Below are 15935 nucleotides of genomic sequence, written 5' to 3'. Positions count from 1 at the left end.
GCGTAAAAGAGCGAAAAGTTTCGCAAATTCAGCTTACAATGATGTAAGTTTACTCAATATTAATAATAGAAGTTCATAGTATAAAGAGAGCTGTTCTAATATAGAGAGAAATAGTCTGTTTTAAAGGAGATAGATATATTGTTAATCCACTGATTATTAATATGATTTTATGCTGGCTTTTATGCATAGATAAATAAATTTTTTATTTTGGGGCCGGGAAGAGGGCTGTTTTCAAAAGCTTGGATAGTAGGGGAACTGCTCAGGTAGGCCAAAAAAATGATCGGGTAGACGAAGAAACTGATCGGGTATGCCAAGAAACTGCTCAGGTAGGTCGAAAAACTGCTCAGGTAGACCAAAAAACCACTCATGTAGCTCAAAGCCACCGTCAAATTGATACTACCCACAATCGAGGCACAAAACAAAAAAGAGGGCAGCCCCGAGTGATCCATGAATCACGCCGGTAACTGCCCATATTGATAATATTTCTAGTTTTGTTGTCCTGAAGTAAACCAGTCTTGGACATCCCAAACCTTTGTCGCTAAACCTTCATAGAAATCAGGTTCATGGCTTACTAGTACGATTGTGCCTTTAAATTCTTTCATGGCACGCTTTAGCTCATCTTTTGCATCGACATCCAAGTGGTTTGTCGGTTCGTCAAATAGAAGCCAGTTTGCTTCATCCATCATGAGCTTACATAAACGTACCTTTGCTTGCTCACCACCAGATAAAGAATTAAGTGGGCGAGTAATATGATCCGTTTTTAGTCCTGCGCGTGCTAATGCTGCACGTACTTGTGCTTGCTCCATAGAAGGGAAGGCATTCCACACATCATCAATAGGTGTAATTTTTCCAGCTTTTACTTCTTGTTCGAAGTAAGATGGGTAAAGATAGTCACCACGAATCACTTTTCCATCTAGCGGATTTATTTTGCCTAACATCGTTTTTAATAATGTTGATTTACCGACACCATTCATACCGACTAGAGCAATTTTTTCTCCACGTTCAATAGCGAATGTAAGTGGAGGAAGTAATGGCTTTTCCTTGTCGTATCCAATGACTAAGTTTTCAGCCTCTACTACATAACGACCAGAAGAACGTGCCTCTTTAAAGCCGAATTCAGGCTTTACAGCTGTTTCAGGACGGTCGATACGCTCTAAGCGGTCAAGCTGCTTGGAGCGAGATTTTGCACGACCAGTAGTTGAGTAGCGAGCTTTATTTTTCGCAATAAAATCTTCTTGTTTTTTAATGAATTCCTGTTGTTTTTCATAAGCATCGATGTGCTGGCGTTTATTGATTTCAGCAAGCTCTAAAAACTTTTCATATGTCGCAGTATAGCGAGTCAATTTTGAAAACTCTAGTTGGAAGATAACATCCACCGTTTCATTCATAAACTCTGTATCATGCGAAATTAGTAAGAAAGCGTGTGGATAGTTCTTTAAATAGTTTTTCAACCATGTAATATGCTCTTCATCAAGATAGTTTGTCGGCTCATCTAGTAATAATACTTTTGGTTTTTCAAGTAATAGCTTGGCTAGTAAAACCTTTGTACGTTGACCACCGGAAAGGGCAGCAACATCACGTTCTAAGCCGATTGCATCAAGACCAAGACCTCGTGCAACCTCATCAATTTTCATATCAAGCGAATAGAAATCACCTGCATCCAGAGCATCTTGCACCTCAGCCATTTGCTCTAATAAAACTTCTAATTCTTCAGGTGTTGCCTCAGCCATTTTTCCTGTAATTTCATTGAGCTCTTCTTCTTTTTTATATAAAGGAAGGAAAGCGTCACGTAATGCATCACGCATAGTTCGGCCAGCTGTCAATACAGTGTGCTGATCTAAATAGCCATAATGCGTTCCTGGAAGCCATTCAACTTTACCAGTATCGTGGATAGCTTGGCCCGTAATGATGCCCATTAATGTTGACTTACCAACACCGTTTGCACCTACAAGACCAATATGATCACCTTCAACTAGACGAAAAGAGACATCTTTAAAAAGTGTGCGGTCACCGAATGAATGACCTAAATTTTCAACTGTTAATATTGCCATATATGTTCCTCCGAGATAGCGGCTAAGCTTTTTTTATAACCGCTAATATCATTTTTATAGTTCTGCTAATTGTTTATTTAATTCCGCTAGCGTGGCTTCCATATTTGCAAGGCGTTGCTCTGCTTTTGCTACTTGATCATTATGACCTGTAGATTCAAGCTTTTCGATGTCGCCCTGTAAATTCATATAATCCATTTTAAGTTCTTTAATTTGATATTCAATATCACTTTTTGATGGCATGATGATTGCTCCTTTATGTGTTTAGTTGTATAACGAATGCGTGTAAAAGCGATGGAGGTTTTTATATCCCCCACCGCTTATTAGTTACTATCAATCGGGTACTTATGTTGCTTGAATTCACTTCTTGTAATTACAGATAAGTGAAAGTGAAATTTCTACTATATTGTATCATATCCACCTGCAAAGAATCACTAAGTAGAAGCGATATTATGTCGATCGTAAGCGAAATCTAAAAGCAAGGACTGTAGTGCTTCATTGTTACTTGCTAGATTGAGCTGTCGTTGTTTTTTAACAGCTCGTTCGCTTCGGGCCTCATGTAATAAAAATTCCATGACAGCGTTTTGGATTTGTGATTGCTTCATTTTGCGACCAAGTCCAAGGTGAATAAAGCCGTTCTGTTCGCGAGGGAAGGCATGTAATAGCTCAGCCTCAGTTTGTGCAAGAGTAATACAAGGTACACCATAAGAGGCGATTTTATAAGGTGTATAGTTAGCGTTACAAATAATAACATCTGCTTTTGGTAATAGTTTAAGGAGTGCGTTTTTATCACGAAGAATGGCAGTATTACGACGACTAAGCACCATCATTTGCAAATCATCTGTTGCGTGTCGATAGCTATCATCAATCATCACTGTAATTTGTAGTGGAATTTGTAGCTGCGTTAAGTGTCGAAGAGTACGGTAGGTTAAGTTATGCTCGTCCCCATCCTCAAAAGCAACAACAATATGAGGTGGGTTTTCAGGTATTTTACTGTCTGGTCGATCATCAAAATTCTGAAAAGCTTGTGGTAATGCGAAGTTGAAACTACCACCAATATAATGAGATGGTAAATAATCTTTAACTTCTTGATAGAGTGCTAGCAATACACAGTCACAGGCTTGGCCACCTTCACCCAAATCATCAAAATGAATGATTGTTTTGCAGAATGGTCGTAAATTTTGTACTTGCCAGCTTTCAGAGTTACGACCATCCCTTACAATTAAATCAGGCTGAATACCTTTCATTTGCTTTGGTAGCTCATCGAAATGTTCAAATAAGATTGGCGAGAGATTTTCATTCATTAAAATTTGAATCCCATCATTTGAAGGGGTCTTTACAAATATGAAAACTTTTTCATTTGTAAGTAGCTTGGCCAGCGTGGCAACCCGTTCAAAAGGATACAGCCCTTTATCGATACAGCTTTCAATAATGAAAACAATCGTCTTTTTTAGTTCCGTTGTTTGAATTTCGTTTTGCAAATGTATCCCATCCTTTCATCCGTCTATTTAAACTATGGTGGATGAAGGGCAAGTATGTGTAAAAAATTAGGATTATTAAATCATTTTGACCGAGGCATAATTGATAAAAACATAAAATTAAATGAGTAAGAGCTCTTTCTTTGACCGATAAATAAAGTAGAGTTTGCAAGAAGATACATAGGATTGTTGCAGTTTTTCAGCAAAACTATTGTTCCGGCAGAGTGACTTCTGGGACATATGAACATAGAAGGGGGTACAACCAATGGGAATGCGCGCAGCGATTGTTGTAGGGGCTACTGGATTAACAGGTACCTCTCTTGTAGAACAATTATGTGAAAACGATGAATATGTTTCAGTTACGGTTATTGCACGAAGAGCGCTAGCATTTACGCATCCGAAGCTAGAAGTAAAAATTCGTAATTTTGATACTTTAGAGGAAAAAGATATCGAATTTGCACATGAGCTTTATTGTTGTTTAGGAACAACGATTAAAAAGGCAGGATCACGTGAGGAATTTGAGAAAGTTGATTTTGAATATCCGCTAACAATTGCCTCATTAGCGAAAAATCGAGGAATCCCACATATGCTAGTCATTACAGCAATGGGGGCAAATGAAAGTTCATCATTTTACTATAATCGAGTAAAAGGAAAGCTTGAACATGACCTTATAGAGCTAGGTTTACAGAGGCTTTCAATTATTCGCCCATCTTTATTGGTTGGCGATAGAGAGGAATTTCGCTTAGGTGAAAAGGCGGGAGAGAAAGCTTTAAAGCTAGTAAAGCCGTTATTAGTTGGGCCATTAAAGCGTTCAAGAGCTATAGAAGCTTCCCAGGTTGCGAAGGCGATGATCGTTATTGCGCTGTATGGCAATAAACAGCCGGTTACAATTTATCCATCTCAGGAATTGGCTAAGCTAGATTTCCCTGAAACGCAGGGTGAGGATGTTTCAAGGGAGAATTTATTTAATTGGGATAATCGCAAATTATCGAGTTCTAACGATGAAGGCGATAAAGTAAATCGGGAAGTCGTGATTAATCGAGATAAATATAAAATAGAGGAAACCGTTGTTGATAAAGAAGTAAAATTCCAACGTCGTCAGGATAAATAAAGGTTCATCACCGTAACGTGGAGTTGATTTCCGTTTCGATTGGGCGCTTTGTTGCTGTCGCTTCGCTTTCGCACAGAGCAAAGCTTCCTGGGGGCGTCCGATGAGCCGCTTCGCTTCGCTGCAGGGACTCGGGCCAACAGGATGTTGGTCACGAAGGCGTTATCACAGGATGTGATGGTTTTAGCCTTCGTTCCTCTATCGCTAATTCCCAAGGAGTCGCCCAGTCTCCACTCCAATCAACTTAATACGCAGGGAAGCGAGTAGCCCGTAGTAATAATCAGCGTCTTCTAAGTAGTAGTAACAAATTCATTTGTGAAAATATTATTTTAATAACAAACAATCAACATGCCAAAAGTTTTTTTCAAAATCATATTTCCTGCGTAGACTCCATTCCGCCTAAAGACTGAATTTACGCTTTCAACCACCACAATTCTTTCCGTGCCTCTTTTCATTTGTTACAATATTATTGTAGAAATGAATGTGGAGGCAAAGTGAAAATGAAAATTTTACTCGTTGATGGCACAATGTTTGGTCGTAAAACTGGTGCTATTTTAGAACAAGTGGAGCAATATATTAAAGAATTAGATGCAAGTTTCGAGTTAGAAATTATGCATTTTAGTCAATATAAGCATCAAATTGTAGACGGTTCACCGTTAAATGATGACATGAAGGAAATGATTCAAAAGTTCGAAGAAGCGGACGCGTATATTATCGCTACACCGATTTTCCAAGCATCGATTCCAGGCGTTTTAAAAAATGCATTTGACTTCTTGCATCCGAAAACAATGCGCTATAAGCCTGTATCGATTGTGGCAAATGGTGGTACGTATCAGCACCATTTAGTAGTAGAAAATCAGTTGAAACCAATTTTAGATTACTTCCGTGCACTTGTAACGCCGAACTATGTATACACACACACATCTCACTTTGATGCAGATAATAAGATTGTCGACGAAGATGTTCATAGTCGTTTACGTGAATTGGCTCGTGTTTTTGTACAGTATTGTGAAATGAGCAAAACATTGCCGAAAGAACCGATTGATCAACATTAAAATAAAATTCATCCCTTGTGCAGTGGAAAGAAATCACTGTGCAGGGGATTTTTCTTTTCAAGTATCCTTTTACGATGTGATAAAATAGATTTTTAGTGAAACGGAAGGGAGGGCTGCTCATGCAGGACATCGCTATACTAGAAAAACAACGCTGTAGTCTAATATTGACTAATAAGGCGAAGGAAGCGGTAGAGGAATGCTCAGCAAATGAGCATGCCTTTTTTGCCTTACAAAAAACATTCACCGTCTATATCGAAAAGCGCAAAGCAAAAACAGTTGGTGAAACATTTTTATCGATTTATTTTAATGCGGAGCAAAATGAAAAGCTAACCGACGTCATTGCTGAGAAAACAGCCATTATGGATTGTGTGCTAAAGGTTGAAGGATTGCTAGCTACAAATATTCGTTTTGTACATATGCGGGGCCCAATCAATACAAACCGGCGCTTACCAGCAGCATTAGAATTTGTTACAAGACCTAATAATGGAGCAGGGATACCGCTTGATCTTCATACGAAAATAAGAGGGCTACCGATAGCCGAGGAACGCACGGAATATGTGAAAAAGCGTATCTCGAGCTGGGAAGGCTATTTAAAAATTCAAGAACGGGATGCGACCATTGATGATATTCATACAGAGTTTAAGCAAAGCTATTTTAATGAAGATTTTACTAGGCTGACAATTGTCTGCCCATATATAAAATCGAAGGAATGGAAGAAGCTTGAAGGGTTAAGTGTGAGCATTCAAGGGGTACGCGGTGAAATTGGACAAGTATTAAAGGCTCATGCAGGGAAGCAGACAATAGAAATTGACTTAAAGCCCTTTGTGCAGGATTTAGCACGTAAAGATCAACTTAACCTTCGTTCAAAGCAAGCAAGCTTTAGTAATTTTGCGACATTGAGTCAAATTAGACGATTGCGCAATGGTTTTACAAAGCTAGAAAAAGGCGAGGCAGTTAACCCTAATTTAGAGACAATACTATTTGAAAAACGCCCAACTGTCCGAGCATCAAAGCTTCGAGAGGATATTGTTTTTCACAATAATTTAAACGAATATCAAAGACGGGCTGTTTTAGGAGCATTGTCTGTTGAAGATTTGTATGTCATTCAAGGTCCTCCTGGTACAGGTAAGACAACTGTTATTTCTGAAATTTGTCAGCAAAATGTTAAGGCTGGCTTAAAAACACTCGTGGCTTCTCAATCAAATCTAGCCGTGGATAATGCATTAGGACGACTTCTTTCCAATCAAGAAATTCGAATTTTACGTTACGGTAGAACGGAAAGTATTGAAGAAGAGGGTAAGAAATTTATTGAGGAAAATGTTGCGCTTCATTGGCGTGAGCAAACTCTTGCAGCGATCGAAGAGGAAATTACAGCCTTTACAGAACGTGAACAAGAACTAAAATCAAGTATTACCAAGGCTGAAGAAGAGCTAGAAAAGCTTGAGGCGTGGCTTGAGGAGTTAACAAAGGAAATAGCTGCAAAAGAACAGGCCACAATTGACGAGCCCATTTTACAGCAGGAAATACAAGCGTTAAAGAAAGAATTAAAGGCAGCAAAAGCTGAACAGCAGGAGAATGAGGCACATAAAGAGCATTACGAAAAACAGCTGGCGCAAATCGAGCCTGCTGTAAAGTCGCTCGAGCAAACCCTTGCTGAAAGCCCATCTATAGAGCAGCTAAAGCTTACTATAGAAGAAACTACTCAAAAAATGGAGCAATTGGAAGCAGCTGCTCAATATAAGGAGCTGCAAGAGCAAAAGCAGCATTTAGCACTGCAGTTCAAAGATATCCAATCGAAATATGAAGAGGAAAATAATCGTCTTCGATTAATGAAGGAAGCCGAACAATATATTAGTAATTTAACGTCCTATGAGCGAATTGAACGATTTTTACAGCACTATCACATTCGCCCATCCTATGTGCTGTCACAGCAAATTAATCGCTTGCAGCATTTAGAGGATGCCAAAGATTTAGAGGCATGGGCAACCATCAATTCACGTTTGCAAAAAGCGATCGCAAAGCTGGAATCGTTAGTATCTGGTGAAGAAAAAGAACGTGCCCTTGCTAAAAGTAGAGTGCAGCAAGTTCAATCGTTTTCGTTGCAAAATTTAACAGGTGTTTTTGCGCAGCTTAATACAGCCTTTCAAGATGAACAAACACCGCCTGCCGAGCAAATTGAGAGTTTCTTGCTCGGTTTATATATGCGTCGTGATTTTGTCTGGCAAAAAGGTGTAGCTCTTAAACAACAACAAGATCATAAAGATCGGGAATTTGAATCCTTGCGTAAAGGTATTGGTGGCTTAGTACATCAAGAATGCGCGATTACTAGCTTTGACGTTCAAAGCTTACAGCGACAATTGCAGCCATTTTTACAACATACAGAACGACTTCAGCAGCTAGCTGAGGCATTCCAAATTGATGCCGAGCCAGAAGAGTCTGTAGAACATTTAAAAATGCTTGTGTCACAATCGAAATCTTCTCTTCAAACAGCACGTCAACAGCTTGAGGCAGTAGAGCATGCTCATACACAGCTTCTACCAAAGAAAGCGGCACTTCAAACAGCGCAGACTAGCTTACAAGAGATTGAACAACAGCTAACACAATTAGAAGAAAATATAAAAGAAATTAATATAGCTGGACTGAAGAAGGAGAAGCAGCTCACAGCTTGCACAAAGCTTCTACAATCAACACCAGAGCGCACTTCCGAGGAAGTGGTGGAAGCAATTGCATCTTCGAAAACAGCAATAGTGGAATTACAGCGCAAGGAACAGCAACTACCTCTTCGAAAAAAATTACAAGAGCAATGGCGTGACAAGCTGCAAAATGCTACTGAATATGATTTAGATGAAATTCGTAAATTATATGTGCGTCATGCGAATGTTATCGGTACAACATGTGTTGCTTCGGCAAGTAAGGAGTTTATGGAGAACTACCCGACATTTGATGTTGTCATTATTGATGAAGTATCCAAGGCAACACCACCAGAGCTATTATTGCCAATGCTTAAGGGGAAGAAAGTTATTTTAGTAGGCGACCATCATCAGCTACCTCCACTACTTGGAGACGATACGTTGGAGGAAACATTAAAAGCAATGCTCGATGGAAATCCAAACTTTGACGGCGCACAGGAGTTGAAAAATTTACTGCGTGAATCACTGTTTGAACGCTTATTTAATAACTTACCGCAAACACATAAGCAAATGCTGGCATTGCAGTATCGAATGCATGAAAAAATTATGCACAGTATTACACCGTTTTACGCGAAAGAGGAAAATGGTTTGCAATGTGGTTTACCAGATTCGGATGCAGCACGAGACCATTGCCTAGAAGGACAATTTGTAAACCGAGATGATCATTTGTTATGGGTTGATATTCCAACTGAAAAACCTTATTTAGAGGAGCAGGTAAAGGGCGGAACGAGTCGTTACAATGAGGGTGAATTACAAACAATTCGTCGTATTTTAATAGATTTGAATAAGTCTGTTATTGAAGCTAAAGCAGCTGGACGTATACCTCAGGATGCACAAAAAAGTGTTGGAGTAATTAGCTTCTATGGGGAGCAAGTAAAGAAAATCAATCGCCTTCTGCAACAGGAATTACAGCTACCGCATCTTCAATTTAGAACTGGGACAGTCGATAAGTTCCAAGGTATGGAGATGGACGTCATACTAGTTAGTATGGTACGTAATACGCCTAAAGGGGGAGACGTTGGTTTTGCAAGAGATTATCGCCGCTTAAACGTTGCCTTATCTCGTGCACGGGAACTATTATTACTTGTCGGAAGTGCTGAGATGTTTGCCAAACGTGCGAAGCATCCAGATACACGAGAGATGTACAGCAATCTGTTAAAGACCGTGAAATCCTATAACGGCTTGCGTAATCATGAAGGACAGGTGATGTAGATTGTCAAAATTACAGCAGCGCTTAATGCGAGAAATTCAGCAAAATCGCAATATTAAAATCGTCAAAACCGATGAATGGAGCATCCCGATTCGAACAGTAGAAGTGACCTATGAGCCAGTTCGTCGTTCTACGATGGATGTCTTGATGACAATGCTGTTAATGAGCATACAGGAAGCGGATTTTGCAAACGCACAAGAATTAAGTGAGCTATTACTAGTCGATCCGTTATTTATTGAGGATTTAGTATCGTTAATGTCTCGAGTAAGTCTTATTGAGCAAATGGAAAACTTCTATAGATTAACCTCTAAAGGACAGCAGCAACTGGAACGTGGCATCTTCGAAGAGGAGCTAGATGTAGAAATGGCTAATCTTTACTATAGCCCATGCCATCTTGCATTTCTTGCTGTCGACGAGGACAATATGGAAGAATACGATGATCTACCAGAACTATATCGCTATGTGGATGAAGAGGCTGAGAAGCAGGAGCATTTCGAAGAAGCAATGTTAATAGAAGCGCTACAGCAAGAGGATGGGGAAAAAGCTGAAGCTGGAGCCGGAGCCTCTCAAAAAATAATTTCAAAAATTGTTGAAACAGACGCTAAACAAATCAATGATATCCCATGCCTTGAATTTGTCCTTCACGATAAAGAACAAAATATTTTGTTCGTTCGTATATGGAATGCACTGTTAAATCAATGGGATTCGCACCTAGAACAACAGCTTACAGAAAAAGAACAACTACGGTGGCGTGAACAATATTTATAAGACAAAAAACGAACGTGTGCAGCGTTCGTTTTTTTGTGCTTTTTGAGGCGTATGTCGATAAAACGGAAAAGTTGGGTGATAAATTCAAAAAGTTAGGAGATAAAATGGTAAATAGCCTCGTTAAATTTTTAAGTTTGCATATATTATTACAAAAAAAGGAGGGGACCGATGTTTACGATTAGTTTATGTATGATTGTTAAAAATGAAGAATGTACTATTGAAAGATGCCTAGACTCCGTTCAACATTTAGTGGATGAAATCAATATTATTGATACGGGCTCAACTGATCGTACAAAAAATATCGTCCGAAACTATACCTCTCGAATTTTCGACTTTACCTGGTGCGATGATTTTGCCAAAGCTCGAAACTTTTCCTTTCAACAAGCTACGAAAGATTTTATTTTATGGCTCGATGCAGATGACGTGATCACAACAGAACATCAGCAAAAGTTCCTACAACTTAAACAGTCACTTTATCATCCAAATGTCGATGCTGTTTCCATGGATTATTATGTAACGCTCGATGCAGATGGCTGTGTAGAATCCAGTGAAAAAAGATTTCGTCTCGTAAAACGTGCACGTAATTTTCAGTGGCAGGGTGCCGTCCATGAATATTTAGACGTAACAGGCCAGCTCTATCATAGTGATATAGCAATTACACATTTGCCAAGAAAAAGTGATATTCATCGCAATATTAATATTTATGAGCGTTTAAAGAAAGAAGGGCACCCATTTTCAGCTAGAGAAATTTTTCATTACGCAAATGAGCTCAAAATTCATCAGCGATTTTTAGAAGCAATCAATCACTATAATATTTTCTTAGATTCCGCAAAAGGACCTGCTGATAATCAAATTCAAGCTTGCTTAAATTTAGCGGATTGCTACCAACAGCTACACGATTCAAAACAAGCAACACAAGCTATTTTACAATCATTATTATATGATCGACCAAGACCAGAAACATGCTGTCGAATCGGTCACTTTTTTATGAAGCAATCGAAAAATAAAGAGGCTATTTACTGGTATTCACAAGCATTACAGCAACCTATAGAACAGACAATGGCTACACACAAGCATGCTTATTCCACATGGCTTCCACATTTACAGCTAAGCTTGTTATACAATTGCTTGCGTCTTTATGAAAATGCATATCAGCATAATGAAGCAGCGCGTAAATTTAAGCCAAAAGATCAGCGCATACTAGACAACCGAAAATTCTTGTTAAGTCAGTTAAAGAAATAAGGCCGTCATGGAAAAGGAACATCAATAAAATTTATATATATCCCGTAACCAATTAACATCGATATAAAAACAACAATTGTCATACAAATCACATTCCGAGGTCTGAAAGTTCGAGCATCCATTCATTCATCCCCTTTCGATTTTGTGAACATTCTGTTAACTCAACATATGTTTTGAGAGTTTGAGTATGCAGTTCATCGTAAACATTTTTTTGAAGCATAGAAAAAGAGCAAATTCACAATTAACGTGAATTTGCTCTTTAAATTAGGCAATTTTATTCAATTAACGGGGCAGTTTAGTTGAAGAGTTAATGTTATAATTTGGATATCCAAATATTGAATATATTGGAGTGTGATTATGAAAAAATTAAGTTTGATTTTCGTTGTGTTAGTTTGTTTAGTATTACTAACAGCATGTAATGATAAAGCACCACTGATAGAAATTGAAGCCAAGGTTTCTCCAGTAAGTGATGAAGAATACAGAAAAATTGGTGCTACTAAAGATTTAATTGAACCAAAGCAGGAAGACTTTAAAATTTTTGAGTTTAATTTCACTATGGAACATACAGATTCAGTGAAAGAAAGAAAAATCGAAATGTATAAATTTGAGAATCTGCCGCAAGTGTTGAATGGAATAGATGACATCACACGATATTGGAATGGTGAATGGTATAGTCAGGATAATGAAAATGAAAATTTTGCAACATACCACCACGAATTTGTTTTTTATACAAAAGGTTTGAATGATGATGATATTAGAAAAGCGTTTAATAATGAAAAAATCACCGTGTCATGGACTAACAATAAAAATGAACAAATAGAAAAAGAATACAATATATCTAATTTAATAGAGTTTAGTTCAAACAATTAAATTCCTATTGAACTAACGAGTTTAATAAGTAGGTACTTTCTGTAGGGTGTCGGATTAGTTTCTAGAAAAGTAAAAGAGGAGGGGTAGCATGAAAAATAAGTATAAAAAATTATTGATTTACTTATTTTCAATCGTGGTCATAATTATTATTTCCTTTGGTATTTATCAATATTCCACTCACTTTTCAACTCGTGATGAAGCAATTGAAAAATATATAACAACGGTGTTTGATAATGATTCTACACAGCTAATAGATGTTGTTGAAACAGATGTATCTAATACTTATTATTTGTTATTAAGAACAAATGGTTCAGATGTTATTAATACGACATCAAACGTGAAAATCCAGAATAATATATTTGGTTGGAAAGTCACGGCTGGCTATGAAAGAGCAAATGCAGATTTAGGTAAACATCTAATAGATAGAGAAACTAACACATTAAAATAATTCGTAACACTAATTGTTAAATCCTTACTGAACTAACGGGGGCTTGAGTTTAGGATAGCTGGGTGGTGTAGAATGGAGCAACCAACTGTAAAAATTAGTTCTTAAAAGTGAAATGACAAGGGAAGAAGTTTCCGATTGGGCTACGTTATATGTGATGGTTGATAATCCTAATATTGATAAACAGGTACTTTAGTTAAATATTCAATTTACGAAATTTCAAACAAAAAAACAGAGTTGATTCTACACATTTTGTAGATTTATTCTGTTTTTTTATGTTTTAACAGCAACAATCTTTTAGAAAACAGCCTTAAATTAACCGTTTAATCAGCTCTGCGGGGAACCTGATCATTTTAACTTGCTTACCTAATCAGTTCCCCGACAATGACTATTATGAAGAATAAGAAGGTAGCTCTAATCAATTTCTGCCCCGAACTTATGGTATATTAGACAGTACATAGTTAGTAAAGGAGTACGAAAATATATGGTTAAAAGTGTAGTTATTGCTGAAAAACCTTCAGTTGCACGTGATATAGCAAATGTTTTGAAATGTAATAAAAAGGGGAATGGATTTTTAGAAGGTGACAAATATATAGTTACTTGGGCATTAGGTCATTTAGTGACATTAGCTGATCCAGAAGCCTACGATAATAAATATAAAACATGGAATTTAGAAGACCTTCCAATGTTGCCAGACCGAATGAAGCTAGTAGTGATGAAGCAAACAGGCAAGCAATATAATGCAGTCAAATCACAATTAACACGTAATGATGTCAACGAAATCATTGTGGCTACGGATGCTGGGCGTGAAGGTGAATTAGTTGCTCGATGGATTATTGACAAAGCAAATGTGAAAAAGCCAATTAAACGTTTATGGATTTCATCTGTTACAGATAAAGCAATTAAAGAAGGATTTGCTAATTTAAAACCGGGTAAAAACTACGAAAATTTATATGCTGCTGCTGTTGCCCGTTCCGAAGCGGATTGGTATATCGGATTAAACGCGACACGAGCATTAACGACAAGATTTAATGCACAGCTGAACTGTGGTCGTGTTCAAACTCCAACTGTTGCGATGATTGCTGCACGCGAAGATGAAATTAAAAACTTCAAACCACAAACATACTACGGTATTGAAGCACAAACAGATTCATTAAAGCTTACATGGCAAGATGCAAATGGTAATTCACGTAGCTTCAATAAAGAAAAAGTCGACGTTATTGTCAAAGCATTAGGCAATCAAGATGCAAAGATTGCTTCAATTGACCGCAAGCCTAAAAAATCATTTGCCCCAGGTCTTTATGATCTAACAGAATTACAGCGAGATGCCAATAAACTATTTGGTTATTCTGCAAAAGAAACATTAAATATTATGCAAAAGCTATATGAATCTCATAAAGTGCTGACATACCCTCGTACAGATTCACGTTATTTATCATCTGATATTGTAGGCACATTACCTGAGCGTCTAAAAGCATGTGGCATCGGCGAATATCGTACATTAACGAATAAAATTTTAACAAAACCGGTTAAAGCGAATAAATCATTTGTAGATGACAGTAAAGTGTCCGATCACCATGCCATAATTCCAACTGAAGGCTATGTGAACTTATCTGCATTCAATGATAAAGAGCGTAAAATATATGATTTAGTCGTAAAACGATTTTTAGCTGTATTATTCCCAGCACAAGAATATGAGCAATTAACAGTACAAGCTCAAATCGGTAAGGAGAAGTTCATCGCTAAAGGGAAAACCGTAACAGTTGCAGGTTGGAAAGAAGTATATCAAAATCGTTTTGATGATGAAGAATCAACGGATGATGTCAAAGAGCAGCTGCTTCCTCGTTTAGAACAAGGACAAGTATTAAAAACAAAGCTAATCGCCCAAACATCTGGCCAAACAAAACCACCAGCACGTTTTACAGAAGCGACATTACTATCAGCTATGGAAAATCCTACGAAGTATATGGAAACGAACGACAAGAAGCTTGCAGATACTTTGAAATCAACAGGTGGATTAGGGACAGTTGCAACACGTGCAGATATTATTGAGAAGCTCTTTAATTCATTCTTAATCGAAAAACGTGGCGGCAAAGAAATTCACATTACATCCAAAGGTCGTCAATTACTTGACTTAGTACCTGAAGAATTACGTTCTCCTGCGACAACAGCCGAGTGGGAGCAAAAGCTTGAGCTCATTTCAAAAGGTAAGTTGAAAAAAGATGTGTTCATCAATGAAATGAAAAAGCACACGCAAGAAATAGTCGCTGAAATTAAAGCAAGTGATAAAAAATATAAGCATGACAATATCTCAACAAAATCATGTCCTGATTGCGGCAAGCCAATGCTTGAAGTCAACGGTAAAAAAGGTAAAATGCTTGTCTGCCAAGACCGTGATTGTGGACATCGTAAAAACGTATCACGCGTTACAAACGCACGATGCCCACAATGTAAGAAAAAGCTAGAACTACGTGGTGAAGGTGATGGCCAAATCTTCGTATGTAAATGTGGTTATCGTGAAAAGTTATCTGCATTTGAAGCCCGTCGTAAAAAAGAAGGCGGTGGCAAAGTAGATAAGCGTAGTGTACAGAAATACATGAAACAGCAAGAAAAAGAAGCAGAACCGTTAAATAATGCTTTTGCAGATCTATTAAAAGGATTTAATTTAGATAAATAAAATTTTTTTATTGCACAAATGTTATCAAAATAACATTTGTGCATTTTTTAGTTTTCACTAAATATGAGCGCCATTTTGTGACATCGTGCGATTCGGATTATGAAATGAAGGACATGGAAACTAAAGTGGCAGTTGAGGATAACATTTTATTCATTCTTATGCCATGTGAATAAGTTAATTGGAGTGGAGACTGGGCGACTCTTTGGGGATCAGCAATAGAGGAACGAAGGCTAAAACCATCACGTCCTGTGATAACGCCTTCGTGACCAACATCGTGTTGGCCCGAGACCCTGCAGCGAAAGCGAATCGGCTCATCGGACGCCCCTAGAAAAGCGCTCAGTCGG

11 protein-coding genes are annotated in these 15935 nt (G+C 37.9%); 8 read left to right on the top strand and 3 right to left on the bottom strand.

Annotated features, from left to right (window positions below; translation table 11 throughout):
• Positions 1-485 precede the first annotated feature (485 nt).
• From ACIQ7T_RS12985 to ACIQ7T_RS12975, 3 genes are all read right to left on the bottom strand, one after another.
• Entirely contained in the window at positions 486-2051 is a 1566-nt protein-coding gene (locus ACIQ7T_RS12985) for an ABC-F family ATP-binding cassette domain-containing protein (protein ID WP_402870827.1), read from the bottom strand.
• A 54-nt stretch (positions 2052-2105) separates the two neighbouring features.
• Positions 2106-2291: an SE1832 family protein gene (locus ACIQ7T_RS12980; RefSeq protein WP_285397488.1), complete on the bottom strand. Its 186-nt coding sequence runs from the start codon at positions 2289-2291 to the stop codon at positions 2106-2108.
• 191 nt (positions 2292-2482) lie between these two features.
• Positions 2483-3529, bottom strand: coding sequence for a PseG/SpsG family protein (locus tag ACIQ7T_RS12975; protein WP_370082498.1), 1047 nt, complete (start codon positions 3527-3529; stop codon positions 2483-2485).
• A gap of 262 nt (positions 3530-3791) precedes the next feature.
• Between ACIQ7T_RS12975 and ACIQ7T_RS12970 the strand changes: the two genes are divergently transcribed.
• The 8 genes from ACIQ7T_RS12970 (at position 3792) to ACIQ7T_RS12935 (ending at position 15591) form a co-directional block, all read left to right on the top strand.
• On the top strand, positions 3792-4637 hold the full coding sequence (locus ACIQ7T_RS12970; protein ID WP_370082496.1) for an oxidoreductase: 846 nt from the start codon (positions 3792-3794) through the stop codon (positions 4635-4637).
• 497 nt (positions 4638-5134) lie between these two features.
• The gene (locus ACIQ7T_RS12965; RefSeq protein WP_402870823.1) at positions 5135-5689 is read left to right on the top strand and encodes an NADPH-dependent FMN reductase; all 555 of its coding nucleotides are present in this window, start codon (positions 5135-5137) and stop codon (positions 5687-5689) included.
• A gap of 119 nt (positions 5690-5808) precedes the next feature.
• Positions 5809-9591 (top strand): DEAD/DEAH box helicase, encoded by a 3783-nt coding sequence (locus tag ACIQ7T_RS12960; RefSeq protein ID WP_402870820.1) that lies wholly within the window; start codon positions 5809-5811, stop codon positions 9589-9591.
• 1 nt (position 9592) lies between these two features.
• The gene (locus ACIQ7T_RS12955) at positions 9593-10357 is read left to right on the top strand and encodes a hypothetical protein (protein WP_370082490.1); all 765 of its coding nucleotides are present in this window, start codon (positions 9593-9595) and stop codon (positions 10355-10357) included.
• Between the two features lie 168 nt (positions 10358-10525).
• Positions 10526-11599, top strand: coding sequence for a glycosyltransferase (locus ACIQ7T_RS12950; RefSeq protein WP_402870817.1), 1074 nt, complete (start codon positions 10526-10528; stop codon positions 11597-11599).
• Positions 11600-11956: 357 nt separating this feature from the next.
• Positions 11957-12469 (top strand): hypothetical protein, encoded by a 513-nt coding sequence (locus tag ACIQ7T_RS12945; RefSeq protein WP_370082486.1) that lies wholly within the window; start codon positions 11957-11959, stop codon positions 12467-12469.
• 88 nt (positions 12470-12557) lie between these two features.
• Positions 12558-12917, top strand: a complete 360-nt coding sequence (locus tag ACIQ7T_RS12940) for a hypothetical protein (protein ID WP_370082484.1) — start codon at positions 12558-12560, stop codon at positions 12915-12917.
• Positions 12918-13398: 481 nt separating this feature from the next.
• Positions 13399-15591, top strand: a complete 2193-nt coding sequence (locus tag ACIQ7T_RS12935) for a DNA topoisomerase III (RefSeq protein ID WP_402870813.1) — start codon at positions 13399-13401, stop codon at positions 15589-15591.
• Positions 15592-15935 lie beyond the last annotated feature (344 nt).

Source organism: Lysinibacillus sp. NPDC096212 (genome assembly GCF_044763105.1).
Lineage (GTDB): Bacteria > Bacillota > Bacilli > Bacillales_A > Planococcaceae > Lysinibacillus.
This window is presented reverse-complemented; position numbering and strand designations above follow the sequence as displayed.

Coding starts and splice junctions, on each gene's coding strand:
- ACIQ7T_RS12945 (WP_370082486.1), top strand. CDS start 11,957: ATGAAAAAATTAAGTTTGATTTTCGTTGTGTTAGTTTGTTTAGTATTA.
- ACIQ7T_RS12980 (WP_285397488.1), bottom strand. CDS start 2,291: ATGCCATCAAAAAGTGATATTGAATATCAAATTAAAGAACTTAAAATG.
- ACIQ7T_RS12940 (WP_370082484.1), top strand. CDS start 12,558: ATGAAAAATAAGTATAAAAAATTATTGATTTACTTATTTTCAATCGTG.
- ACIQ7T_RS12960 (WP_402870820.1), top strand. CDS start 5,809: ATGCAGGACATCGCTATACTAGAAAAACAACGCTGTAGTCTAATATTG.
- ACIQ7T_RS12950 (WP_402870817.1), top strand. CDS start 10,526: ATGTTTACGATTAGTTTATGTATGATTGTTAAAAATGAAGAATGTACT.
- ACIQ7T_RS12970 (WP_370082496.1), top strand. CDS start 3,792: ATGGGAATGCGCGCAGCGATTGTTGTAGGGGCTACTGGATTAACAGGT.
- ACIQ7T_RS12935 (WP_402870813.1), top strand. CDS start 13,399: ATGGTTAAAAGTGTAGTTATTGCTGAAAAACCTTCAGTTGCACGTGAT.
- ACIQ7T_RS12985 (WP_402870827.1), bottom strand. CDS start 2,051: ATGGCAATATTAACAGTTGAAAATTTAGGTCATTCATTCGGTGACCGC.
- ACIQ7T_RS12965 (WP_402870823.1), top strand. CDS start 5,135: ATGAAAATTTTACTCGTTGATGGCACAATGTTTGGTCGTAAAACTGGT.